The sequence below is a fragment of the Mucilaginibacter sp. P5_A6 genome (assembly GCF_056400585.1).
Map to the genome: position 1 here is coordinate 64,727 of NZ_JBFUKZ010000026.1, position 23,038 is coordinate 87,764.

A 23,038-nucleotide genomic window follows, 5' to 3' on the forward strand; every position below is an offset into this window, starting at 1 on the left:
TCACCATAGGTCTTCGGAGGAAATAAAACGAGGCCTGACTTTTTACTTGTAGTGAAACCACCGGCCATATGTTGAATGTAAACAGTACCATTTAAATAAAAGGTTTTTTCATTCACAAAAAATACAATTACTACCTTGCAGGTAGAATTATACCAATGGAAAATATATTTGACCCTTTTATCCGTGCGAAAGGATTTGTTATCCTTGATGGCGCAATGGCTACAGAATTAGAATCAAGGGGAGCCAATCTTAATCATACATTATGGTCGGCCAAATTATTGAGGGAAGACCCGGAGTTGATTAAACAGGTGCATTACGATTATTTGATTGCAGGTGCAGATGTTATCACGACAGCCAGTTACCAGGCCAGTTTTGAAGGATTTGCCAAAAATGGATACACTGCCGAAGAAGCAGTTGAATTGATGCAGCTAAGTGTGCAACTGGCTTTCCAGGCACGCGAGGATGCCATGAAAGTTATATCCCGAAGGGAGAAACCGCTGGTAGCAGCATCTATAGGCCCTTACGGCGCATCTTTAGCCGATGGTTCAGAATATCGCGGTAATTATGGCGTGAGTATTGAAGACCTGAAATCGTTTCATCGCAGCAGGATGAAATTGCTGATTGAAACCGGTGCCGATTTGCTGGCATGCGAAACAATCCCTTGTTTAGATGAGGCTATCGCCTTGAAAGAGTTGTTAACGGAGTTTCCGGGTGTGCAGGCCTGGATCAGTTTTAGTTGTAAAGATGAAAGCCACCTGAGCAGTGGCGAGGATTTTTCTGATGCGGTAAAATTGTTAAGCCAGTCGGGCCAGGTAATTGCAATTGGTGTCAACTGTACTGCACCGCAGCACATCGCCTCGCTAATAAAAATCGCGGCAGCAAATACCGGCAAGCATGTCCTCGTTTATCCTAATAAAGGGGAGGTGTGGGATGCGGTTAATAAACGCTGGCTGCCGGCGCCTGCCAACTGTGCACACTTTCTTGATGATGCAAAAATTTGGTTTTCGGCAGGAGCAAAAATTATTGGCGGCTGTTGCAGAACAACCCCGGAGGATATTATGCAATTGCAACAGCTGGTGGATTTAGCATAACCCTTAGCTGTGTTTTTTATCCGGCTTTTCTAAGCTTTTCTTTACCCTGAATTTCACAATCCTGGTTATCAAATCCAGGGGCATGGGTTTATCAATCGGGAACTGAACAGAACCTTTTGCACCGTTGTATGCCGAGAGTTCCTCTTTAAATTCCTCAATCCCATTAGGTGTTGGATAAAGCCCGATGTGATTTTTAAAAGCCGCGAAATGGATTAAGTTTCCTTTAAGGGTGAAAGTAGGCATTGCATAACTTATTTTTTCCTGGGCATCGGGCGCGGCTTTTTTAATAGTTGTACGCACCTCCTGCAGGATTTTTTGAACATCGGCCGGAAAATCAGCAATATACTCGTCAATGGTAGTGGGCTTATTGGCTATCATGTTTTATGTAGTATTTGGCTATCTACCTGGTTTATAATGCATAAATATACAAAACCTACTACAAAAAAAGCTATTTGCTGATTAATCCCGAATCCGCGGCTCAACCGACGGGCGGACGAATGTATACTTTGACGGGTACTTTATTAAAGAAATTCCTGATGGCAGCCATTTTTCCGGTGCGGATAAGATAGCCGATGAATAGTGCGATTAACATAGTTTCTTTACTTAACAATACCCGCAAAACGTTGATAAAAAGCGGTAGGACTATCGGCGTTTTTAGGCTCATACTTACCGGCGATGATGGGGATATAAATTACCCTCCTGCGGCTTTCTTCGCCAATTACTGATGACTGTGCCACGCGGTGCCATAAGCGGCCGTCGTGTATAGTCAGGTCGCCGGCAGCCGGAATAATGGCAACTTCATTTTCATCAGTATCATGATCTAAGAAATACTTTTTACGGAAAAGCATCTGGTAAAGATTCTGTTGGTGCGTTCCGGGTAAAATTCTTAATCCACCGTTCTCGGGTTTAAGGGTGCTCAGGTGAATGCCGACGTTAAGCATCGGGTTTAATTTTTGGCCATGGAAAATATCGCGTAAACCATCGGTATGCCAGCCCATTTTGGTAAAGCTGCTTTCGGGTCCGTTTACATAGTGGTTAAAAACCATTCCGTCTTTTTCGTCGGTACCCAAACGGGCGCCTTCGCCAATAAGATTTAGTAATATACGAAAGCGCGGGTCCTGCGAAAATTCGTTAAGCAATGGGTGGTGTTTGTTAATAAAAGCAAAGCGTTGTACAATAGGGGAGCCATCCACATCTTTACCATATTTAATTGGTACGCCATTTATCTTTTCAACCTTATTACTAAGCCAGTTTTGCTGAACCTGTTCTGATGCATCAATGATATCGGCCACTGTTTCGGGCTTAATGAAGTTTGTAAAGTGAATAAAACCGTGCTGGTTAAAAAAAGCTTGTTGCTGAGGTGTAATTGTTGAGCCTAAGGTGAATTTTTGATATGAGCCTGCCATGAAAATAAGTATTAAAAATGCCTGGAAATGAGTATAAAAAATGTGGGAACTGTTTTAAACAGCTTTTAAAAGAAGGATTGGATCCCCGGGGAAATTAACAACAACAGCTGCACATGACCCTTGTTTGAAAGGGCATTCGCATAGCGCATGCAAAAGGTATGTGGCTTGTGTTATTCAATGTATATAATGCCTATGTATTTAATAGACTATGCAAATGTAAATAAATTATTAAATCAAACAAATTTTCAGGAAAATATTTTTATTGCTTGTACAAGCCTGCGGTTACACGCTCAATAAAGGCTTTGGGACTATGCTTTGCAGCCGCTGCCGATAGTTTATTTAAAAAGCCCGGCACAATCTCGGCTTTTTTACCAAACATGCCCCGTATACCTATCCCGGCCACCTCGTCGGGCGTCATATTAAATTTAGCTGCCAGTTCGGCCAGCGCGTCCATACCCGCGCGGTGAGCAAATCCCGTGTCGGTAGGGCCGGGGCACAGGCAGCTTACCGATACCGCAGTATCTTTTAGCTCATAACGCAAAGCCCTGCTGAATGCCAGTACAAATGATTTTGATGCCGCATATACCGCCAGGGTAGGCACAGCCTGGTAAGCCGCGGTGCTGCTTACATTTAATATATACGCCTGCTTTTGCAATTTTAAGGCAGGGAGTAAATGGTGCGATAATTCGACCACCGCATCTATATTAACCCGTATCATACGTATCTGATCGGCCAGGTTCAGTTTATCAAAGTTACCCCAGATGCCATAGCCGGCATTATTTATAAGTATGGATACCGGTACCGATAAACCTGTATACCAATCCGCAATCCGCATAACTGAGCCGGCATCCGACAGATCGGCCAAAAAATAGCGTACTTCAACATGATATGTAGATTTGATATGAACCGATAACGCCTGCAGTTCAGCTTCAGACCGGGCTACCAGCAATAAGTTATAGCCTTTTTGCGCTAATAATAAAGCCATGGATTTGCCTATGCCTTTGCTTGCACCCGTTATTAAAGCGTATTCTTTCATCTTAACAATGTCATATCAAACTAAAAATAAGGTTGATGTTGCAAGTTTAATAAATACTCTACTAAATTTGTAGACTATTTAAAATGTTATTACGTTTGTATCGCATATGAAAAACGCTTCTCATCATTTGGTTAATTATAATAATTGCAATTATTGTTGTTGTGGATAAACAAACCCCACGTACTGTTTGTAATTCATTTACGTTAATATAATATCCAAATAAAGACCATTTTTTATGATTACGCATCGTATAACGCACTTATTTAAGGCGTTTATAATCATAGGTTACATTTTGTACAGTTTGCCCGCACATGCCCAACTATCGGCAGCGGTGCATTATAAACTAAAGCCAGGCGATACCACTGCCAAAGACATTTTTGATAACAATTACAGTAACCTGGTTTTGTTTGATGAAAAGAAAACACCGGTAGCTGCCAGCAAAGCGCCTGTAGTAATTGAAAATAATGCCAGCCTCATAGAAGGTATGGAAACCCATTTAAATAACCGCCAGGAGCGAAAAAAACTGATGGGTTACTTAAAAGAACTTTCGGCAGGCAACAACCAGGTAAATTATAATCAATCAAAAGTTAAGGTATATTACAGGCTGGCCAATGTATTTGCCAGGTTGCGACTGTACCCCCTTGCCATGAAATGTTTTTTTAAAACAATGCAGTATAGGGGTAAGCAGGCGGTTAACAGCCAGCTGCAATCTCAACCTATTGTTGATTCCTTATCTGCCGATACTGCAAACCGGGATTTAAACTTAGATACCGCTTATTTAGCTATTACCGCCAAGGACGATTCTGTATTTGTTAACGACCCTAAACCATCCGGCTTAAACGATAAAACCGAAGAAAAAAGCAAGGCAATAACTTACGACCGCATCGTTAATACATTTAATGATGGTAAAAAGGCTGCTGCCTATGCCTTGCTGTTTCATGTAAAGCAACCGGTGCCGGGCAAACCCAAAGTATTTGCGTTAACCAATACCGGTCATACTTTTATTACCCTCATTAAGTATAATACCGATTCTACTTCTGTTTCTATTTCCTTTGGATTTTATCCGCAGAAGGATAACCTGTTTTCGGCAACGCCATTGGATCCATCCTGCTCAGGAACATTTAAAAATGACCGCGGGCACAAATGGGACGAGGTTATGGGCAAGTTTATTACCAAAAAAAGATTTGAGCGCATCCTGGCGCTAACCAAAAGGTACGATGGCCTGGAGTATCATCTATCCAAAAACAACTGTACCGATTTTGCCATTAAAGCGGCCTCCTACGCCGGTTTCGGGGTATCCAATGCCGCAGGTTCCTGGCCTTTGGGGCATGGCAATAACCCCGCAGTTACGGGGCAAAGCATTATAGCAGGTGGGATTTATGACGACGACGGCAAGGCCGGCCTGTTCATTAATTTTGACGAGGTGTTGAATAAAAATAAATAGGCTGGCAGGTTTGGGATCTTATACATATTCAAACTTAATCCTGTCGTTGGGGAACTCGTTGCTGTGCTGTATTTTTAATTGCTTTAACTTTTCATCAAAGTACTTATAAATCTTTTTCGAGTTTTTTTCGGCCTTCTCCTGGTTTTCAAATTCTTTTTCCAGGTACCTTGAAAGAGCGAACAGGGTTCGCGGGAACTCGTAAATGGTTATAGTTCCATCCGTTTCCTTTTTTGCCCGTACCCAGTAAGGATCATTTTTTGTCGACTCGCGGATGTACACAACCTCGGCCTGGGCCTCTACCATATTGCAGTATTGCACCAGGGCGTTTAGCGTGGCCGGGATGCCTACCTTAACGTTAACCTTGCCGGGCGGGTAAGCTTTAAGATTGGCATCCGGAAAAGAAAAGTTAATATCGGCCCTGCCTTTTAAAAGTTTGGCCAGCCTGCCGGTAAAATTCATAAAATAACCCATGGCCAGTATTTCGGCCAGCGATCGCCGGTAGTTGCGTTTATTTTCGGCATGGAAGATGACGCCCAGGACAACAGATACCACCAATCCCGACCCAAAGGCCACCCATTTATTGGGGAAAGTAATAATGCCATCAAGGAAGCCGCCATAAGTACCGATGGTTGGTATAATGGAAAATATAAAATCCTTAAACGGAAAAAACTTAAAAGTAAAAGTCATGATTATGAGGGTATTAGGTTAACAATGGTAATTTAAATTTAAGTATATTACTGTTGTTATGCAATGGTGGCGGATAATTTAAATAATCTTATTATCATTTGTGCATAACCAGGGCGCAGGGCCTTATCCCGAATTGAAAGTTTGAAAGCGCCGGGCAATATAACGTTACTGGTTTTGCTTGTTTGGGCGTATCCTCCGCTGGTAGAAGCGGCGGTCAGGCTTTCTGTTCATACGCCTGCAGGCTTTAAGCGCAATGGCCTGTATCCACGCCAATCCTTTACGCAACATTTGGGTCCAAAACTCCCGGATGAAAACTAACATCCGGGAGTTGCATATTCAATACTTGGCATGCGGGCCACAAGGCAGGAGCCTTGGAGCAGCGATCAAAAAAAAGCTCTTGCGGCAGCTGGGGTATATACAGATAACCAGCACTACTCAAAGCCTTTAAAAAAGTTAAGCCCGGCTTTTATGCGGCCGGGTTTAAAGCTTATTATAAGCAAAGTTATTTCGTCATTTATTTAGCCAATTGCTGAATTTATTTGACAGCGCTAACATCAGTTCGTTATTTGAAGAAACCACATCCAGCCCTCTGTCATCATATATATTTATAATCATTGGAATTTTAAAGTTCACGTAATAACAGGTAATATTTGCTGACGGCTCTTGTGCCATTTCATAGTTTACTACAGATTCCACAAGTGGTTTGACTAATAAATCCGAATATTCTTTAAGTTCCATATATAGTACATCTTCATCACCAACATGTTTAAAATAGGTTTGCGCTGCATTCTTATAAAATCCTGATTTGATAATATTTCTTTCCTCGTCATCGCCCCACAATATTACTCGTAACCATAAACTATATCCATTAAAACAATAGTTCAAGATTTGCAAAGCCCGATCAATCGCCTGGTTAGTTCTACTACTTAGTGTCTTATTTTCACCTAAATCAAATCGCAATCTATTACTATTTATTCCTGAAAGTGTGCTTTTTTCAACGTCCATCGCTGGCGCACGCGTGTCGCGTGTGTCCGGATCGTTTACCCAATATTTGTCCCTTACAAAAAGGCAATGTAATATTTTCCGCTCATCAACATTAGTTTGCGCATAAAGCTACATCGATTCCTTTAAATTAGCTATGCTGCCGGATAAAGAATCTAAAGCAAAGCCCGGACGTTAATAGCACATCCGGGCTTTGCATAGCGGTCATATATCAACGGGGTACACGCGACACGCGTGCACCAGCGGAGGCTTTTGAGGTGCTGGTGGTGTTGGAGCTGGGCACGGGTTTAAGCAGAATATCTTGCAATAATGTCTTTTGCCACTTCATCAAGTTCTTGCTCTTGATCTTCTTTAGTGGGGTGGTTGATAATATGTTTTAAAGCTGTAATAATCTCCTGATCAAGTTTATTTGTTGAACGTGAAATTAATGTCATAACGCCTAACTTCCATTCTGCATCATTATCACTTAAGACTTTGATTAATTCAACTTTTATTTCATTTACATAAGGTCTAAGATATTCGACAACTCCTTGAGCTGCATCCCAATGCAGATCTTGTAGCCATATTAAAAGTTCAGAGACACCACCTGATACTGCTTCAAACGGCAACTCCTTTAGATACAAGGCATATTTAGTATCATCTTTTCCTTGTGGAATATAATTTTTCATCTCTTTCATTTTTATCTCCATCGCTGGCGCACGCATGTCGCGTGTGTCCGGATCGTTTACCAAATGTTTGTCCCTTATAAAAAGTCAATGTAATATTTTCTGTTCATCAACATTAGTTTGCGCATAAAGCTACATCGATTCCTTTAAATTAGTTATGTTGCCGGATAAAGAATCTAAAGCAAAACCCGGATGTTAGTAGCACATCCGGGCTTTGCATAGCGGTCATATATCAACGGGGTGATTTGCATATTCAATATTTAGCGTGGCGTTCACCTGTCAGCGGGGTACACGCGACACGCGTGCACCAGCGGAGGGACGAGCTTTTCTGCAAACATTAATATTATTGTCTTTTGCGGTAGTAAAGTGCTACACAGCCATTTTTAAAGGTCTGTGTTTCTACCAGTTCCAGCTTAAAGTTCGCGGAAAGGCTGCCGGCATCGAGTAGATGTCTTCCACCGCCCGCCATGACGGGGTGCACTACTAAGTGAAATTCATCAATCAGGCCCGCTGCCATCAATTCTGGCAACATGCTTACGGTGTCTACCGAGATCGTTTTGCCGGGCAGCTGTTTTAATTTACGTAGGCCAGTTACCGGGTCGTTCTGGATAATGGTTGTATTATTGTACGCATTTTCCAAAGATCGCGACACCACCACCTTACTGGTGGAGACGAGCTTTTCTGCAAACCGAATCTCGGCGGGAGAACCGGAACGGTCTTTTGCGACATCGGCCCAATAGGGAAACATGAGTTCATACATGATGCGACCAAAAAATAGCAGATCCACATCATCCATTAACCCAATAAAATACTCCATCAGCTCTTCACTTGGTTCGCCCAAGGTGTGGTCGCAATAGCCATCCAGGCTAATGTTCATACTAAATGATACTTTTCTCATACTACAAAAATATGTGATGCGACCTATACAGGTCAGGGCTATCTGCGACAAAAAAAGAGTGTTTTAAGTCAATAGACCACGTATGGCCATCGCTGGCGCACGCGTGTCGCGTGTGTCTGGATCGTTTCCCCAATGTTTGTCCCTTACAAAAATCAATGTAGTATTTTCCGTTCATCAACATTAGTTTGCGCATAAAGCTACATCGATTCCTTTAAATTAGCTATGCTGCCGGATAAAGAATCTAAAGCAAAGCCCGGATGTTATTAGCACATCCTGGTTTGCATAGCGGTCATATATCAACGGGGTACACGCGACACGCGTGCACCAGCGAAAGGAAACATCTTATATCAGTATATATGCGCTGTGATTACAACTTCAGAGCTATCATTTAAATCACGATGATGGATTACTACCTCTGTAATTTTTAAATTTTTATTGTTAACCAGACGCCCATTTACAAGCTCCATAGGAAATATTGCAGACTCTGATACGTCAAAAATGGACTTCGTAAATACTTGCCCTTTTGAATCAATCGGAAAAACGACGACTCCATTAAAAGGTCTTAATCGGAAATCTGAGTTTTTGTCATTCATTTTTATGTAAATCTGACCCTTGAAATTAGGCGGGACAGCAATTACAAAACCGTTGACAATAAAAACTTGCCGACAAACAAAAAAAATATTTAGAACTATTATCAAAAACATGATAATATGACTCGCCAATTTATTTAGAATTCTTATCTTTTTAATCGTGATGATTAGGATTAAACAAACAAACTCAATAACAATAAATCGAAAAAAAACATCTTCAGATATATATGTAAATTTCCATTCCAGAAATGTTGCTGTTAAAGCAAATGCGGTCAAACCAAAATTCGCAATTGTTAAAAATCTTAACATTCTACTCATCGCTATTCTTCCTCCTTCTTAAAATCCTCTTTGCTCGGCTTTATTGTTTGTACTGGTTGTTGTATATTATTAATTTTTCTCATTTGTTGATCTAACCCCCCCCCCGCTGTCGCAAGGCTCCAGCCTTGTGACACGCATGCTAAGTATGTGCCATGCATTTAGGACAGTACTATGTTAGGCAACCAAAATATTACATCCTCACAAAACATCTATCCAAAAAACAGTTGCAAAACTTCCAAAATATAATCCTCCCAGATTTCTGAATTTATAATTGCAGCTCATACGTTAAAAATACAAAATCCAAGATGAAACGGATATCCGGGCTTTGCAAATTCAATACTTTGCATGCGGGCCAAAAGGCTGGAGCCTTGCGGCAGCGATCAAAAAGCCCTTTCTGCAGCTGGGGGTATCCGATGTCTTTAAATCAACTTTTGCCTATAAGCATCTGCGGCCAGCCTTTTGACAGTATTATAATTTAAAATACCACTTTCTTCCACTATAACCCTTTCAGCCAATTTAAACCACTCTAACGGTATGCCATCAATTGGTTTCTCTGGGACAAATTGATACTCATATTTAGTTATTTCATTCAAATCCATTTTTTTGATAACAGATGTAGCTAATCTTGAAAGTCTATTAATTTCTTCACTTCTTTCAATATCATAAAACAAATTGGGCTGGTCAAGAAATCGCTCTTCCGCGATTTGCACCGATTCCAAAAAATAGACAATGGCACTATTATCATTAATATCCCACCATGCATCTCTCACGTTCTCCAGGGAATATTCCTTGTTTAAAAGTCTACCCCTATCTTCAGTGGTTAAAAAATGCCCTATTCGTTGATATGAATTTTTAGATATATCACCCCAAACAGCAGACCATATAGTTGTTTTCGATAGATAAAATGAAGCTGTAAAAAGACTGTCGTAATATCTGGAAATAGTTAAACCCAATGTTAGATAAAATCCAACTTTAACTTTCTTAATATACAATCCTTGAGCTCCGGTAATTGTGTCTTTAACTTCTTTATAGCCTAGCTCTTTTAGTCCTAATTCAGTAAGCTTTATAAGTTTGCTTTTGGTAAGTTTCATTAGTTAATTAGTTTGGTTTTTTTTTTGGCCAATATATGTAGGTGAGCCGGGTAAGTATTTAGCAGCATCGGGATTATAATATATGGTTTGTTTTGCCCCCTGCTATCGCAAGTCCTTGCGGCAGCCTGGGTAGCGATCAAAAAGCCCTTGCGGTAGCTGGGAGACCGTCCAAACCAGCCGTCTTGGCGGTTGAAAAGTAGGATATCGCGTTGCAAATTGCCATGATTATAGCGCTTGACAGCCAAAGCCAGTACCCCGCCTTATAGGCTACAATATTCTTATAAGTGCCTGCCTCGTCGGCTACTATCCGCTTGAAGAACAAGAATGATATCATAATCAGCACCGCGACAACGCTGCATATCAGCGAACCTAACGGCGCGCGCTTATGGTAAAACCACGATGCAAACAGAACGGGGTTTGCCAGCCACGTCAGACCCGCTCCTCCGAGAAATACGCCGATTATTCCTGAAAACAGCACCGCTAAGGAATCTCCGCAAGATGCAGTTGTGCAATAGCACTTTTGGGTGAGTGACAACAGATACACTCCTATGCTTAAAATGTAGGCTATGTCACGTGGTGATTTGCCGAAATATTTCCTTTTCATCATTTTCCAAACCCAACGCTGGCTCCTGATCGTTTACCCAATATTTGTCCTTTACAAAAAGGCAATATAAATTTCTTACTCATCAACATTAGTTTGTGCATAAAACTACAACGATTCCTTTAAAATTAACTATGCTGTCGGCTAAAGAATCTGCAACAAAGCCGGATGAGAAACTTGCATCCGGGATTTGCATAGCGTTCACTTATCAGCAGGGTACACGCGACACGCATACACCAGCGGAGAAATATATTAATACAATATGCGGTGATTTCTTTTGCCTGCGCTTTCACTTTCATTTGTAAATGAAAATAATTATTTATGAACACTCCAAATTTACGACTGCCTGTTGATGATAGTGGTGACACTACTTTGTCAGTATATGATTATTCCTCATTTGGCGTGGGATACATCGCAGCTCAAAAGCCTGGCGTACCCGTAACTATCCAGTTTAATTTGTTTGTTTTCAACCATTGGATAGCATGGTACCCCAAAGGTATTTTTAAGGGAGCGCTTAAGTGATCCAGGAGGACAAGAACACGACGCCGGGAAGCCGACAGCGGTTAAAAAACTCATCACGTAATATTTGTATATTTTTCTCGATTTTTTTAAATAATTTCTATTCTTTATATCAATTATTGTCCATTTTTTTGAACTTACCTGGACATATTTTGCCGGAGCAGGTTGGCTTAACAGCTGGCCAAAATCCCACCAATATTTTGAATTAAACAGATGTTCGCATTTTTAAAAAACAGGTGTCGGGGCCAGTACTTGCAAATGCCAGATCACACTATTGTTTGGTAGAATTACGGGTGGTGACGCTACTTTGTCAGTGTTTATGTTTGAGATAGTTAAAGTCGATGGATTATTGGATGTTTGGCAGGGTGTTTGCTGTATTTTACCTGTTCCGAAATACACAGTTTTTCAATGGAATAACTGATCATAGTCATTTTTTTTAGTTTAAAAAATGGGGATATTTGTTTATCAATTCCCGGTAAACACCCGCATTGAATCTTGCCAGTTTATTACTCATTTATATTAATTCAATAGTAATGAAAACTATACTTGTTCTCACCGATTTTTCAGATAATGCTGCTCATGCAGCTCAGTCAGCTGTGAAACTTGCCGGCAAGCTTCATGCTAATGTTTTGTTATTTAATGCTTACCAAACTATTCCGGTAACCAATTATTATACCAGCACCCCATGGGGAGGAGAAGATACTTCTTACTGGGAACATCAGAGTAAAAATCATATTGCTGATTTTCAAAATCACCTCGAATCAGTAGTCAGCGAGATCCCTCCGGAAGAATTTAAACCGGCCATCAGCAACTTATGCGGGGAAGGGAGTTTGGGAGAGCTGGTAAAAGAAATTGACAAACGGTATGATATTGAGTTGATTGTGATGGGTTCCCGGTCTGACAATTCGTTCGAGCATATCTTTTATGGGAGCGATACCTATTCTGTAATTGAGCATGCCAGCCGTCCTGTTTTGATTTTACGGACAGAAACCGAATTAAAAAAACTTGATAATGTTATAGTGGCAACCAATTTTAGCCAGGAAGATCTCAAAAGCCTGCGCTACCTCACCAGGCTTGGTCAAATATTCAACACAAAATTTGAGCTGGTACATATTATGCCATCGGAAGAAACCGGGACGTTAAAAACAGAAAAGGAGATTGATTTTATGGAGCAGGTAGCCGGTTTAAAGTATCCGCATATTGCTTTTAAAGATGTTAGGGGGAAAGAGGTGATTCAAAGGCTCAATCGCTTGTGCGAGGAGGATAACGCGGATGCTCTTGCCATTATTCATCATCCGCGCTCGTTTTTTTCACGGATGCTTAAACTAAGCCTCGCCTATAAAGCGCTTGACCAGCAGAAGATTCCGTTGCTGGTATTCCCGGCAAAAATGGATTTAGAAAACTAATATCCGTCAAAAAAATTATTGGATGGCAACATTCCCTTCGTATGACTTTTTAAAAACCTGGGGCGAAAAGGAAAGCATAAACTCTTCTGCTTTTTTAACCATATCTGCCGAGCCAATAAAAATTGCCGATCGCTGGTGAAGTTCTTCTACTTCAACATCAAGTATTCTTTTGTATCCATTAGAAGCCCGTCCGCCTGCCTGTTCAACAATAAATGCCATGGGATTACATTCATACACCAATCTCAGTTTACCCTTATGTGCTCCCGATGTAGGGGGATAAATAAAAACACCACCTTTAATCAAAGTCCGGTGCAAATCAGCTACCATTGATCCTGTATATCTTGAGGTATACGGCCTGTTTGTTTCTTTGTCTTCTACCTGGCAATATTTTATGTATTTTTTCACTCCATCGGGGAAATAATTATAATTTCCTTCATTTATAGAATAGATATTGCCCGCATCCGGTACCCGCAGATCCGGGTGAGACAAACAAAACTCTCCTATGGAAGGGTCGAGCGTAAAGCCATTTACCCCCTTCCCGGTAGTATAAACAAGCATCGTGGAGGATCCGTAAATAATATAGCCTGCAGCTACCTGTTCGGTTCCTTTTTGAAGCGTATCATCAAGTGTAGCGGCCCCGGTTAACGATTTGCGCCGATAGATGGAAAAAATGGTACCAATACCTACGTTGACATCAATATTGGAGGATCCATCTAAAGGATCAAGCGCTACTATATATTTTGCATCCTTTGATACTTCAGAATCAATGTAAATGTATTCGTCATTTTCTTCTGAAATAACGATGCAGCACTCGCCTCCGCACTGTAGGGCAGCAATAAATTGCTCATTGGCATAAAGGTCTAATTTCTTTTGATTTTCACCCTGCACATTGACAGAGCCGGCTTCCCCCAAAATATCAATAAGACCTGCTTTATTAATTGCCCTGTTAACAATCTTTGCTGCGATCGCTAAATCCCGGAGCAGTCTTGACAATTCTCCTTTAGCAAATGGAAAATCCTGTTGCCTTTCAATAATAAACTGGCCTAATGTTTTAACAATACTCATAATTCTTATTTAAAACTGTTTCTCCTCAACTTTTATAAAAACTGCTTTGCGGCATTACAGAGATTACCAAAAAGACGGACTATTTATAATTTATGAAGCGGAAGTCAACCTGCATCTTTTACAGCCTGAAATATTTAAATATACCGCTATTGATGGCAACTCATACAGGAATTCATCAAGATATTTACTACAACGATATCGTTCTCCTGTATTTGGTTAGTGATGTATATTGGTACTCCGGGCTCATTATTTATTATCTCTTGTAAAATCATTAATAGCCATCCGCCAGTTAAAGAATTTGCTTCCGCTTTTTGATGTGCCTGATATAACTGTTAAGTAGCTCCGATCAAAAAATGAAGCTAAAGCAAATACCTGTAAGCCGCTTTGCGGGTTAAACAGTGTACCAGGGGCATAACCTTTCTCGTTGTTTTTTGCACGCTTCTGGTCGAATGCAACTTTGCTGTTTACAAATTCGGGATGTGTTTTTTCACCAGTCATAAAAGGCACCATGTAATCAACCGATTTTTTGATGGATGCTCCATTTGGAGTTTGATAGATAAAATAATTTTTGCCGGTATTCCTGTAAATGGCAATACAGGTTGATAGGAGTGGTTCAAGGTCATAAATATGATAATGAAAAGCATCCCTTTGTTCAAGATCATGAGTTGTGCCATCGGGATTTAAATTAACCGCAAGTTGTTTTTCCAGCTCAGTTATAATAAGATCATCATACTTATGATCATGCAAGGTATAGGCTATAAGCGTGATCATTTTAATCCGGTGCGAATTCCAGTTGTTTATGGCTGTGCTTTTGCCTGGCTTTGCCGATGCGCTGTTTACCTCAGCATCGGCAATACTTTGCAGCCATTGATCAATTATTACCCTGTTGGCTAATTGAACATCATTCCGGACCAGGTCATACCCGGTAACCATATCTTCCAGCTTGGTTTCATTGATCGGGTCGCCGGTGGCAACGTTGGTTTTTGCCCAGGCCAGGAGGTATTCAGTGGCTTTATCCAAATAGGTTTTGTTACTATCGTACTTATAAGCAAGAGCCAGCGCGTATACTTTATAAGCATCCTCAACGGCCTTTAAGCTTGCTGTTTTTTTAGGATCGCCTTCCAATAATCCCTGTGATAATATTTCCTTTATAGGATTTGGCGATTGGCTAAGTGCCTGTTTCGCGGTCATTAAAAAAGGATCAAAGGCCTTTTTGTAACTTAACGATTCTTTTTCATCAAGATGTATGGCCTTACGCATTGCAGCAACCTCCTTGTTATTAAGGCTTACCAATTGCGCTTTAGCTGGCAAAATCATAGCTAACAAACCCAACCCGCATATTATTTTCTTCTTCATTTTTTTAGTTTCCAATTTTAACTACGTAATAATGCAGGTAGTTTATAAAGCATACTTTTCGCCATCAATCCTGGTGAAATCCCATCGCGCCGGACTAAAAGCATCAACCAGCATGCCTTCTTCCAAACAAACGCAACCATGTATGGTATAAGGCGGTACATAATAACCATCGCCTTTGCTAATGATTTTTTTGGTATCGCCCATGGTCATTTCAAAAACGCCACTTTCCACATAACTCACCTGCGAATGTGCATGGCTATGTAAAGTGCCGCAGCTGCCTTTGTTAAATTTTACTTTTACCAGCATTAGCTTATCATCAAACCCTAAAACCTGGCGCTGAACGCCGTCGCCCGTTATTTCCCAGGTAGTATTATGTTCGTACAGAAATAAATTGCTTTGTATCATATTATTAGTTTTTTAAGCTGCCGGCCGCATTGATAACATTTTTTTTGTTGGCCAAACGTTTTTGTCGCAGCAAAGCTTCAAGGTAATAGTAATCAGCATAAATAATTGGTACATCTATCTCGCTTTGGGCGGGTTTATGCCCTGTGCTGTGTAATAGCAAAAAACCTTTTGCACTATCCGGCTGTGCCTGGTAATTTTTGCTCAGGCTGTTCAATATCTTATCGGCGGTTGTTTTGTATACCCTGGCATTTTTACTATAGGTGCTCAGCTCGTAAAGAGCCGATGCCGCAATTGCCGCCGCTGACGCATCACGGGGCTGACCAGGTAATTTGGCAGCATCATAATCCCAGTAAGGAACCAGGTCGGCAGGCATGGTAGGATTACTAAAAATATATTTGGCAATTTTTTCGGCTTGTTGCAGGTATATTTTATTGCCGGTTTCCCGGTAGCACATGGTATAACCATATAATCCCCAGGCTTGCCCCCGGGCCCAGGATGAACTATCGGCAAAGCCCTGGTGGGTTTGTTTATGCAGCACTTTGCCAGTCTGCGGGTCATAGTCAATTACGTGGTATGAGCTATAATTGGGCCTGAAATGATTTTTCATGGTTGTATTAGCATGTGCCACGGCCACTTTGTAAAAACTGGAATCGCCGCTTAATTTAGTGGCTTCAAACAGCAATTCGAGGTTCATCATATTGTCTATGATCACGGGAAACTGCCAATCTTTACGGTTATCCCATGATTTGAGGCAGCCTACAACAGGATTAAAACGGGTTATTAACGTTTTGGCCGATTGAATAATCACCTCTTTATATTCAGCATCGTGCGTAAGGCGATAGGCATTACCAACGCTGTTATAAACTTTAAAGCCCATATCATGTGTTACGCCATTGGTTTTTTCGGCCTCCATTGCAGTGGTATAGGGTATGGATTGTTCTTTCCAGAACTTATCGCCGGTATATTCATACAGGAACCAAAGATTCCCGGCAAAAAAACCGCTGCACCAATCTTTAGTAGGTACAATAACCAAATCGCCGTTAGCATTCAGTGCGCGCGGAGATAACAGGTTGGGATTAGCTGCTGCTTTTTTTGCCTTATCAGTTTCATTAAGCAACAATTTGGTTTGATGCTGGGCAAAAACGAAGGCTTTATCAGCATTATTTTGCGCAAAAAGACTGAACGTTATTCCGTTAAATAAAATCAGTGGCAGTAGGTGTTTAATTTTCATAGAATATTTTAAAAAAAATGCCGGCCTTAATTGACTACCTTAATTTTGATCACCAGTTTCTTTACAATGTCATAGCCGGGTACCTTGATGGTAGGCCGGTGTGCATCCTGCGGAAAAAACAGGTAAAAGGTTCCGGGTTCAGCGGTGTAGTAAGTGCCCTCGGCAGTGTAAGCGGCTCCATCTTTTGCCTCATTATAAGGTTTTGTAACAGTTGCACTGCTTACAGCAGCTACGCCTATTTGTTCTTTGCCTTTTATTACATATTGCAGGTCAATATATTTTTTATGCGATTCCCAGCTTGTTTTTTCCAGGTCTTTTGATGGGCTTTCAGTAATACTGGCATAGGCGTTTTCTCCATCAATGGGATGTTTACCTACACTAAGCGTATCTAAGTTTTGCTCTTTTATAAACAGGAACACCTTATCCCAAACCGCTTTATTGGCATGGTATTGTTTATAAAACTCAACTGCATTAACCGATGGATACACATTCAACCTGATATGGTTGCTCCAGTCTTTGCTTTTCAGCCATTTTTGGGCGGTTTTTGGGTTGATGCTATCATTCTTAATTTGTTGTGCGGTCACGGTGTTTTCCATGGTTACCAAACTAATTATTGCTAAGATCAGCTGATGTACGGGTTTAATTTTCATAGTTTTATTCGACTTGATTTATAAGTTAATGGAAACCGTAATTGGTAAAACAGTACCATGATAAATCAATATTACAATGTATTCCCTTAAATTGCATTGCAAACGGGTATTAATTCTACGCAAACGTTATAGTTATGGCAGGCAGATTTATAAGGCTGATTATAACCTTATAAGCGCTATTTGTGTTTTGGTTTACGTGTACATTTAAGCTGATTAAGCTGTAGCTGCAATTAAATTGCTAATGTTATATAAGATTTTTTATATTGTGGAACTGCCAGCATAATCCGGTCGAAATTGCTTCGAGTTAACAGTTATGAATTTCAACGCTATTACAATAAAAGACATTGCCCGGGAACTTAATCTGTCTATATCCACGGTTTCAAAAGCATTAAGGGATAACTACGAAATCAGTGAGAAAACAAAAAAGAGAGTAAACGATTACGCAGAAAAACATAATTACCGGCCTAATCCTTTTGCCCAAAGTTTAAAACATGGGCATAGCAGGTCACTGGGTATAGTTGTGTCAACTTTTGAAAATCAGTTTTTTTCGCAGGTGATTAATGGGGTTGAATCTGTTGCCCACAAAACGGGATATAACGTTATCATTACGCAATCGCATGAATTATATGACCTCGAGGTAAAAAATATCAATCACCTTGCCCATCTCTCTATTGATGGTTTGCTGATCTCCTTATCAAGCGAAACCAGGGATTTTGAGTGCCTGCAAAAACTGCATCAGCAGGGCTTACCAATTGTTTTTTTTGATCGCATTACTGATGAAATAGATACACACAAGGTGATTGCCGATAATTTTAAAGGGGGGTATGATGCTACCCGCCATCTCCTCGATTCGGGTTATAAACGGATAGCCCATATTACAAGTCCGCCCAATATATCAATTACAAAAGAAAGGCTTGCCGGTTACAATCATGCATTGGCCGAAGCCGGGATAACAGTACCTGATAATTACATTAAACATTGCCCGGATGGCGGCAGGGACATAAACGAGATTGAGAATGCGCTGAAGGAATTGCTTTCGCTGAATGAAAAGCCGGATGCCATTTTCACAACATCCGACAGGATCACAACCGTTACCCTGTACCTGCTTAATAAATTTAAAATAAAGATCCCCGAAGAAATTGCCCTGATCGGTTATACCAACAACTCCCTGGCCGAAGTGTTAAACCCTGCATTAAGCTCTATTTATCAGCCGGCTTTTGAAATGGGACAAAAAGCGACAGAAATGCTGCTAAATCTCATATTAAGCAAGAAACCCGCCACCCGGTTTGAAACTTTGGTTTTGCCAACCCAGCTGTTTATACGTAAGTCAACCACTCCAAAAAAGTAGAAACGGCTATCAGTTTATTTGTACCCTTAGTGTTCCCAGATTGAGATAGCTTATCCCCTTGTAATAAGTCGGAGTTTAGGCCTGTTTTTTAGGTTAACGAAAACGATGTCGTAAATAAATATGCCAAAAGCATCTGCACGGTATCGTAATCGGGATATTTTTGATAGGTGCAGTAAAACATATTCCAATTATAGATCCTGCATACCTGGTAAAATATTTAATAAAAATGAAACGAAAGCTGTTCGGTTATGCGCCCTTCGTGTTTTTAATTGTATTAAATACAATCATTAATGTTGGTGGGTATAGACCCAGCCTGTATCAATCATCTCAGAGGCTGTCTAAAATAAAGAAACAGACCGTCATTGCGAGGTACGAAGCAATCCCCGACTATGCAGATCGGATTTGCAAAGCTACCCTGTAAGGTGGGGATTGCTTCGTACCTCGCAATGACGCGTGGAGATGTGGTTCATTAGAAGTATAAAAACATTAATAAATCAAATTTAGACAGCTAACATCAATAATTGAGGCTGATAATTGGTTTCTAATTAAAGGCGGTTAATTACTAACAAAAAAAGTAAATGCTACTTACAAAAAGGTTAATATTCTTAACACTAATTTCCTGCATCGGGCTAACTCCAATCTGTTTTGGCCAGCAAAAGATCCGTTTAACCAATAACTGGGAATTTTTGAAAAAAGACCTCGGTGGAATATGGGAAGCCATAAGGCCTGTAGGAGCCGGAAAACTCGAATCGTTGCCTATGTGGACACAGGTATCCCTTCCACACTGCTTTAATGACCGCGACGCCGTTGACCCGGATGGAAATTATTACCAGGGCCCCGGGTGGTACCGCACCCGCCTAAATATAAATAACCCTTATCAAAACGGCCGTACCCTGTTGCACTTTGAAGGCGCAGGGCAAAAAACAGATGTGTATGTTTACGATATAAAAGTAGGTTCGCATTTGGGAGGCTATGATGAATGGACAGTAGATATTACACAAGCTGTTGCCGACTTTAAAAAAACTGCCATTTTTGCCAAACAATTTAAAGGGAACATCCCTGTAGAGATTCGCTGCGATAACTCACGTAACCTGGAAACCATCCCCTCGCAATTATCTGATTTTAGTGTATACGGAGGATTATACCGGCATCTTAACCTGGTTTACCAGCCTGTTTTAAGCATTGATAAAATATATGCCAGCGCCGTTGTTGATGCAAAAGCTGCAAACGGCTGGTTAAATACCAATTTAAGCTTTTACAACCCAACAGGTATAGGGTCTGTCACCGGCGAATTGCTGGTTAAGGATGCCTTGGGCAAGGTAGTTGGGCGGAAAAAATATACAGCCGATAATTTACAGCAAAGCAATACCTGTTCCATCGGGAAAATAAACGTCAGTAAACCTCATTTATGGACCACCGATGCCCCTTATTTGTACACCATTGAGGTTACCTGCATTGCGGGGGGACAAACGTATACACAAACAGACAAGGTTGGGTTTCGCAGTTTCCTGTTTGCAGACCACGGACCTTTCTATCTTAACGGTAAACGCCTGTTGCTTAGGGGAACCCACCGTCATGAAGACCATGCCGGTGTTGCCGCAGCCATGACAGATAGCATGATGCGTGAGGAAATGCAGCTGATAAAAGATATGGGGGCCAACTTTATTCGCCTGGGGCATTACCAGCAATCACGTACCATTTTAAACCTGTGCGATAGTTTAGGTATTTTGGTTTGGGAAGAAGAGCCCTGGTGCCGTGGCGGTTTAGGCGGCGATGCTTATAAAGCGCAGGCCCGCAGCATGCTTACCAATATGATACAGCAGCATTATAATCATCCTTCAATTATATTATGGGGCCTGGGTAACGAGAACGATTGGGACGGCGATTTCAAGGAATTTGACAAGCAAAAGATAAGGGCATTCATGAGCGAACAAAACAACCTGGCCCATCAGCTTGATCCATCCCGCAAAACTACGCTGCGCCGTTGCGATTTTTGTAAAGATATACCCGATGTGTATTCTCCTACAATATGGGCCGGGTGGTACAGGGGATTTTATACCAGCTATAAAAAATTCACCCGGGATGAATTTGAAAAAGTGCCTCATTTTATCCATGCCGAATGGGGTGGCGATAGCCATGCAAACCGTCACTCGGAAGAACCTGACAGGGCCCTGGAAAAAATAATTACCGATACCGGCATTAATAAGCTTTTAGTTGATTCCACTTTATTTGGCGGCACTACACACATATCAGAAAACAGCGATTGGAGCGAAAGTTATATCTGCAACCTGTTCGACTGGCATTTAAAGGAACAGAAAAATATGCCATGGTTAACCGGCTCCGCTTTTTGGACCTTCAAAGATTTCTCAACCCCCATCCGTCCGGAAAACCCCGTGCCTTATGTGAATCAAAAAGGGGTGGTTGAGCGTGATCTTACAAAAAAGGAGTCCTACTATGTAATTCAATCCTATTGGAGCACTAAACTAATGGCTCACATTTACGGGCACAGCTGGCCGGTAAGGTGGGGCGAACACAATGAAGCCAAAATGATAAAAGTATATGCTAATGCCGATAAGGCAGAGCTGTTTGTAAACGGGAAAAGCTATGGCATTAAAAAACGCAATCCGCAAAATTTCCCGGCGGCGGGCTTAAGATGGATGGTTGTTTACAATAAAGGGAAAAACAATATTAAAGTTGTTGCCTATAAAGGAAAAGCCGCAGTAACCGATACCATAAGCCAGGATTATCAAACCGAAAAATGGGATAAACCGGCCAGGTTGCTGTTAACCAAAATAGCCGATAAAGATGGTGTGGCTACCGTACAGGCAACCCTGGTAGATAAAAATGGCATACTATGCCTTGATGCCGCTAACTGGATAAATTTCTCGCTGGCAGGCAAGGGCATATTACTTGATGACCTGGGTACATCCAAAGGCTCGCGTAAAGTGCAGGCTTATAACGGCAGGGCTATCATAAGTGTTAAACTGAATGCCGGAAGTTCTGTTATCGGCGTACAATCTGCCGGTTTACCCGCCCAATTTTTAAACCTGTAGCATAATGAATTATAAAATTATTTCTCCGTTATGCCTTATCACCTTATTGCTTTGCGGGTTTAAAACAAGTAACGATATTAAACAACAGGTTGAAAGTACCTTACGCCCATATGTTTTAAAAGAGGCAGCCTGGGCTATGCAGCAGCAGCCGGTAACCGTTACTGCACAAACCTGTGCCCGTAGTGCCGGGGCTAAACATGATTTTTATTCGGAAGGTGATTACTGGTGGCCCGATCCTAAAAATCGCAACGGCCCTTACATTCAAAAAGATGGCCTCACCAATCCCGATAATTTTGTAGCGCACCGTTTAGCTATGATTCGCTTTAGCCGCATTATAGGTGCATTATCCTCTGCATATAAACTTACACATAATACAAGGTATATTAAGCAGGCTATGATCCATCTGCAGGCCTGGTTTATCAATCCCGAAACCTTAATGAACCCCAATTTGCAATATGCGCAGGCATTAAAAGGCATTACTACCGGCAGGGGTATTGGTATTATTGATACCATCCAGCTAATGGAGGTGGTGCAGGGTTTAATGGTTATGGAGAATGATCCCAGGATGGATAAAACATTAGTAAAGGGTATACGCAACTGGTTTGCACAATACCTTACCTGGCTAACCACCAGCAAAAACGGGTTGGAAGAAAAAGCTGCGAAAAACAACCACGGTACCTGCTGGACCATGCAGGTTGCCTGCTTTGCCAGGTTTACACATGATACCGCTTTGATGGATACTTGCACTAACCGTTACAAAACTATTTTATTGCCCAACCAGATGGCTGCCGATGGTAGCTTGCCGCTGGAGCTAAAGCGAACCAAGCCTTTTGGTTACTCCATATTTGATTTGGATGCTTTAACAACGCTTTGCCAGGTATTGTCAACACCACAAAATAATTTATGGGAATATGAAACAACCGATGGCCGATCTGTAAAAATGGGTATAGCATATTTGCACCCTTACCTTGCCGACAAAAATAAATGGCCGTTTGCACATGATGTAATGTATTGGCAAAACTGGCCTGTAGCACAGCCATCACTTGTTTTTGGCGCCGTTGCCTATAATAATAAGGAATGGCTTAACACCTGGAAAGGCCTGGATCACGACCCTAAAGTAGAAGAAGTGATCAGGAATTTGCCGGTAAGGCATCCGTTGATATGGATTGATTAAAT

Annotated in this window: 22 protein-coding genes; 7 read left to right on the plus strand and 15 right to left on the minus strand. The window is 41.2% G+C overall.

Annotated features, from left to right (window positions below):
- The first annotated feature begins 155 nt into the window (after positions 1 to 155).
- Entirely contained in the window at positions 156 to 1,091 is a 936-nt protein-coding gene (gene mmuM, locus AC1DO4_RS23160; RefSeq protein ID WP_477419937.1) for a homocysteine S-methyltransferase, read from the plus strand.
- 3 nt (positions 1,092 to 1,094) lie between these two features.
- Here mmuM and AC1DO4_RS23165 read toward each other — a convergent pair whose 3' ends face one another.
- The 3 genes from AC1DO4_RS23165 to AC1DO4_RS23175 all read right to left on the minus strand — a co-directional run bounded on the left by AC1DO4_RS23165 (position 1,095) and on the right by AC1DO4_RS23175 (position 3,533).
- Positions 1,095 to 1,469 carry an iron chaperone gene (locus tag AC1DO4_RS23165; RefSeq protein WP_477419938.1) on the minus strand — a complete coding sequence of 125 codons (375 nt, stop codon included), beginning with the start codon at positions 1,467 to 1,469 and terminating at the stop codon, positions 1,095 to 1,097.
- Between the two features lie 221 nt (positions 1,470 to 1,690).
- Complete coding sequence (locus tag AC1DO4_RS23170) at positions 1,691 to 2,497, minus strand: phytanoyl-CoA dioxygenase family protein (protein WP_477419939.1); 807 nt, start codon at positions 2,495 to 2,497, stop codon at positions 1,691 to 1,693.
- A gap of 259 nt (positions 2,498 to 2,756) precedes the next feature.
- Entirely contained in the window at positions 2,757 to 3,533 is a 777-nt protein-coding gene (locus AC1DO4_RS23175; RefSeq protein ID WP_477419940.1) for an SDR family NAD(P)-dependent oxidoreductase, read from the minus strand.
- A gap of 235 nt (positions 3,534 to 3,768) precedes the next feature.
- On the opposite strand from AC1DO4_RS23175, the gene AC1DO4_RS23180 reads away from it, so the two are divergent.
- The gene (locus AC1DO4_RS23180; RefSeq protein WP_477419941.1) at positions 3,769 to 4,977 is read left to right on the plus strand and encodes a hypothetical protein; all 1,209 of its coding nucleotides are present in this window, start codon (positions 3,769 to 3,771) and stop codon (positions 4,975 to 4,977) included.
- Positions 4,978 to 4,995: 18 nt separating this feature from the next.
- On the opposite strand, the gene AC1DO4_RS23185 is transcribed toward AC1DO4_RS23180, so the two are convergent.
- From AC1DO4_RS23185 to AC1DO4_RS23215, 7 genes are all read right to left on the minus strand, one after another.
- A complete protein-coding gene (locus tag AC1DO4_RS23185; RefSeq protein ID WP_477419942.1) occupies positions 4,996 to 5,664 on the minus strand; it encodes an STING domain-containing protein in 669 nt (222 codons plus the stop codon).
- Between the two features lie 510 nt (positions 5,665 to 6,174).
- Positions 6,175 to 6,669, minus strand: coding sequence for a DUF3885 domain-containing protein (locus tag AC1DO4_RS23190; RefSeq protein WP_477419943.1), 495 nt, complete (start codon positions 6,667 to 6,669; stop codon positions 6,175 to 6,177).
- Between the two features lie 284 nt (positions 6,670 to 6,953).
- On the minus strand, positions 6,954 to 7,334 hold the full coding sequence (locus AC1DO4_RS23195; protein ID WP_477419944.1) for a DUF5071 domain-containing protein: 381 nt from the start codon (positions 7,332 to 7,334) through the stop codon (positions 6,954 to 6,956).
- A 340-nt stretch (positions 7,335 to 7,674) separates the two neighbouring features.
- A complete protein-coding gene (locus AC1DO4_RS23200) occupies positions 7,675 to 8,229 on the minus strand; it encodes a dihydrofolate reductase family protein (protein ID WP_477419945.1) in 555 nt (184 codons plus the stop codon).
- 347 nt (positions 8,230 to 8,576) lie between these two features.
- Positions 8,577 to 9,137 carry a hypothetical protein gene (locus AC1DO4_RS23205; RefSeq protein ID WP_477419946.1) on the minus strand — a complete coding sequence of 187 codons (561 nt, stop codon included), beginning with the start codon at positions 9,135 to 9,137 and terminating at the stop codon, positions 8,577 to 8,579.
- A gap of 419 nt (positions 9,138 to 9,556) precedes the next feature.
- Entirely contained in the window at positions 9,557 to 10,228 is a 672-nt protein-coding gene (locus AC1DO4_RS23210; protein ID WP_477419947.1) for a hypothetical protein, read from the minus strand.
- 136 nt (positions 10,229 to 10,364) lie between these two features.
- Positions 10,365 to 10,562: a hypothetical protein gene (locus tag AC1DO4_RS23215; protein WP_477419948.1), complete on the minus strand. Its 198-nt coding sequence runs from the start codon at positions 10,560 to 10,562 to the stop codon at positions 10,365 to 10,367.
- Between the two features lie 588 nt (positions 10,563 to 11,150).
- Between AC1DO4_RS23215 and AC1DO4_RS23220 the strand changes: the two genes are divergently transcribed.
- Together AC1DO4_RS23220 and AC1DO4_RS23225 are read left to right on the plus strand one after the other, a co-directional pair.
- Positions 11,151 to 11,351 (plus strand): hypothetical protein, encoded by a 201-nt coding sequence (locus AC1DO4_RS23220; protein ID WP_477419949.1) that lies wholly within the window; start codon positions 11,151 to 11,153, stop codon positions 11,349 to 11,351.
- 530 nt (positions 11,352 to 11,881) lie between these two features.
- Positions 11,882 to 12,754: a universal stress protein gene (locus tag AC1DO4_RS23225; protein WP_477419950.1), complete on the plus strand. Its 873-nt coding sequence runs from the start codon at positions 11,882 to 11,884 to the stop codon at positions 12,752 to 12,754.
- A 15-nt stretch (positions 12,755 to 12,769) separates the two neighbouring features.
- Here the strand turns inward: AC1DO4_RS23225 and fbp are convergent, their stop codons facing one another.
- The 5 genes from fbp to AC1DO4_RS23250 all read right to left on the minus strand — a co-directional run bounded on the left by fbp (position 12,770) and on the right by AC1DO4_RS23250 (position 17,461).
- Entirely contained in the window at positions 12,770 to 13,819 is a 1,050-nt protein-coding gene (fbp, locus tag AC1DO4_RS23230) for a class 1 fructose-bisphosphatase (RefSeq protein ID WP_477419951.1), read from the minus strand.
- A 246-nt stretch (positions 13,820 to 14,065) separates the two neighbouring features.
- Entirely contained in the window at positions 14,066 to 15,175 is a 1,110-nt protein-coding gene (locus tag AC1DO4_RS23235) for an alginate lyase family protein (protein ID WP_477419952.1), read from the minus strand.
- 42 nt (positions 15,176 to 15,217) lie between these two features.
- The gene (locus tag AC1DO4_RS23240; protein ID WP_477403333.1) at positions 15,218 to 15,580 is read right to left on the minus strand and encodes a cupin domain-containing protein; all 363 of its coding nucleotides are present in this window, start codon (positions 15,578 to 15,580) and stop codon (positions 15,218 to 15,220) included.
- Between the two features lie 4 nt (positions 15,581 to 15,584).
- Positions 15,585 to 16,811, minus strand: coding sequence for a glycoside hydrolase family 88 protein (locus AC1DO4_RS23245; RefSeq protein WP_477419953.1), 1,227 nt, complete (start codon positions 16,809 to 16,811; stop codon positions 15,585 to 15,587).
- A 26-nt stretch (positions 16,812 to 16,837) separates the two neighbouring features.
- Positions 16,838 to 17,461: a NanQ anomerase/TabA/YiaL family protein gene (locus AC1DO4_RS23250; protein WP_477419954.1), complete on the minus strand. Its 624-nt coding sequence runs from the start codon at positions 17,459 to 17,461 to the stop codon at positions 16,838 to 16,840.
- 313 nt (positions 17,462 to 17,774) lie between these two features.
- On the opposite strand from AC1DO4_RS23250, the gene AC1DO4_RS23255 reads away from it, so the two are divergent.
- From AC1DO4_RS23255 to AC1DO4_RS23265, 3 genes are all read left to right on the plus strand, one after another.
- Positions 17,775 to 18,809, plus strand: coding sequence for a LacI family DNA-binding transcriptional regulator (locus AC1DO4_RS23255; RefSeq protein WP_477419955.1), 1,035 nt, complete (start codon positions 17,775 to 17,777; stop codon positions 18,807 to 18,809).
- A 578-nt stretch (positions 18,810 to 19,387) separates the two neighbouring features.
- The gene (locus tag AC1DO4_RS23260) at positions 19,388 to 21,862 is read left to right on the plus strand and encodes a glycoside hydrolase family 2 TIM barrel-domain containing protein (protein WP_477419956.1); all 2,475 of its coding nucleotides are present in this window, start codon (positions 19,388 to 19,390) and stop codon (positions 21,860 to 21,862) included.
- Between the two features lie 4 nt (positions 21,863 to 21,866).
- Positions 21,867 to 23,036: an alginate lyase family protein gene (locus AC1DO4_RS23265; RefSeq protein WP_477419957.1), complete on the plus strand. Its 1,170-nt coding sequence runs from the start codon at positions 21,867 to 21,869 to the stop codon at positions 23,034 to 23,036.
- The last annotated feature ends 2 nt before the right edge of the window (positions 23,037 to 23,038 follow it).

Bases quoted from the DNA above. Each gene is read 5' to 3' on its own strand.
- AC1DO4_RS23255 (WP_477419955.1), top strand. From the start codon at position 17,775: ATGAATTTCAACGCTATTACAATAAAAGACATTGCCCGGGAACTTAAT.
- AC1DO4_RS23190 (WP_477419943.1), bottom strand. From the start codon at position 6,669: ATGGACGTTGAAAAAAGCACACTTTCAGGAATAAATAGTAATAGATTG.
- AC1DO4_RS23165 (WP_477419938.1), bottom strand. From the start codon at position 1,469: ATGATAGCCAATAAGCCCACTACCATTGACGAGTATATTGCTGATTTT.
- AC1DO4_RS23245 (WP_477419953.1), bottom strand. From the start codon at position 16,811: ATGAAAATTAAACACCTACTGCCACTGATTTTATTTAACGGAATAACG.
- mmuM (WP_477419937.1), top strand. From the start codon at position 156: ATGGAAAATATATTTGACCCTTTTATCCGTGCGAAAGGATTTGTTATC.
- AC1DO4_RS23235 (WP_477419952.1), bottom strand. From the start codon at position 15,175: ATGAAGAAGAAAATAATATGCGGGTTGGGTTTGTTAGCTATGATTTTG.
- AC1DO4_RS23220 (WP_477419949.1), top strand. From the start codon at position 11,151: ATGAACACTCCAAATTTACGACTGCCTGTTGATGATAGTGGTGACACT.
- AC1DO4_RS23200 (WP_477419945.1), bottom strand. From the start codon at position 8,229: ATGAGAAAAGTATCATTTAGTATGAACATTAGCCTGGATGGCTATTGC.
- AC1DO4_RS23175 (WP_477419940.1), bottom strand. From the start codon at position 3,533: ATGAAAGAATACGCTTTAATAACGGGTGCAAGCAAAGGCATAGGCAAA.
- AC1DO4_RS23195 (WP_477419944.1), bottom strand. From the start codon at position 7,334: ATGAAAAATTATATTCCACAAGGAAAAGATGATACTAAATATGCCTTG.
- AC1DO4_RS23265 (WP_477419957.1), top strand. From the start codon at position 21,867: ATGAATTATAAAATTATTTCTCCGTTATGCCTTATCACCTTATTGCTT.
- AC1DO4_RS23170 (WP_477419939.1), bottom strand. From the start codon at position 2,497: ATGGCAGGCTCATATCAAAAATTCACCTTAGGCTCAACAATTACACCT.
- fbp (WP_477419951.1), bottom strand. From the start codon at position 13,819: ATGAGTATTGTTAAAACATTAGGCCAGTTTATTATTGAAAGGCAACAG.
- AC1DO4_RS23180 (WP_477419941.1), top strand. From the start codon at position 3,769: ATGATTACGCATCGTATAACGCACTTATTTAAGGCGTTTATAATCATA.
- AC1DO4_RS23205 (WP_477419946.1), bottom strand. From the start codon at position 9,137: ATGAGTAGAATGTTAAGATTTTTAACAATTGCGAATTTTGGTTTGACC.
- AC1DO4_RS23225 (WP_477419950.1), top strand. From the start codon at position 11,882: ATGAAAACTATACTTGTTCTCACCGATTTTTCAGATAATGCTGCTCAT.
- AC1DO4_RS23260 (WP_477419956.1), top strand. From the start codon at position 19,388: ATGCTACTTACAAAAAGGTTAATATTCTTAACACTAATTTCCTGCATC.
- AC1DO4_RS23185 (WP_477419942.1), bottom strand. From the start codon at position 5,664: ATGACTTTTACTTTTAAGTTTTTTCCGTTTAAGGATTTTATATTTTCC.
- AC1DO4_RS23215 (WP_477419948.1), bottom strand. From the start codon at position 10,562: ATGATATCATTCTTGTTCTTCAAGCGGATAGTAGCCGACGAGGCAGGC.
- AC1DO4_RS23240 (WP_477403333.1), bottom strand. From the start codon at position 15,580: ATGATACAAAGCAATTTATTTCTGTACGAACATAATACTACCTGGGAA.
- AC1DO4_RS23250 (WP_477419954.1), bottom strand. From the start codon at position 17,461: ATGAAAATTAAACCCGTACATCAGCTGATCTTAGCAATAATTAGTTTG.
- AC1DO4_RS23210 (WP_477419947.1), bottom strand. From the start codon at position 10,228: ATGAAACTTACCAAAAGCAAACTTATAAAGCTTACTGAATTAGGACTA.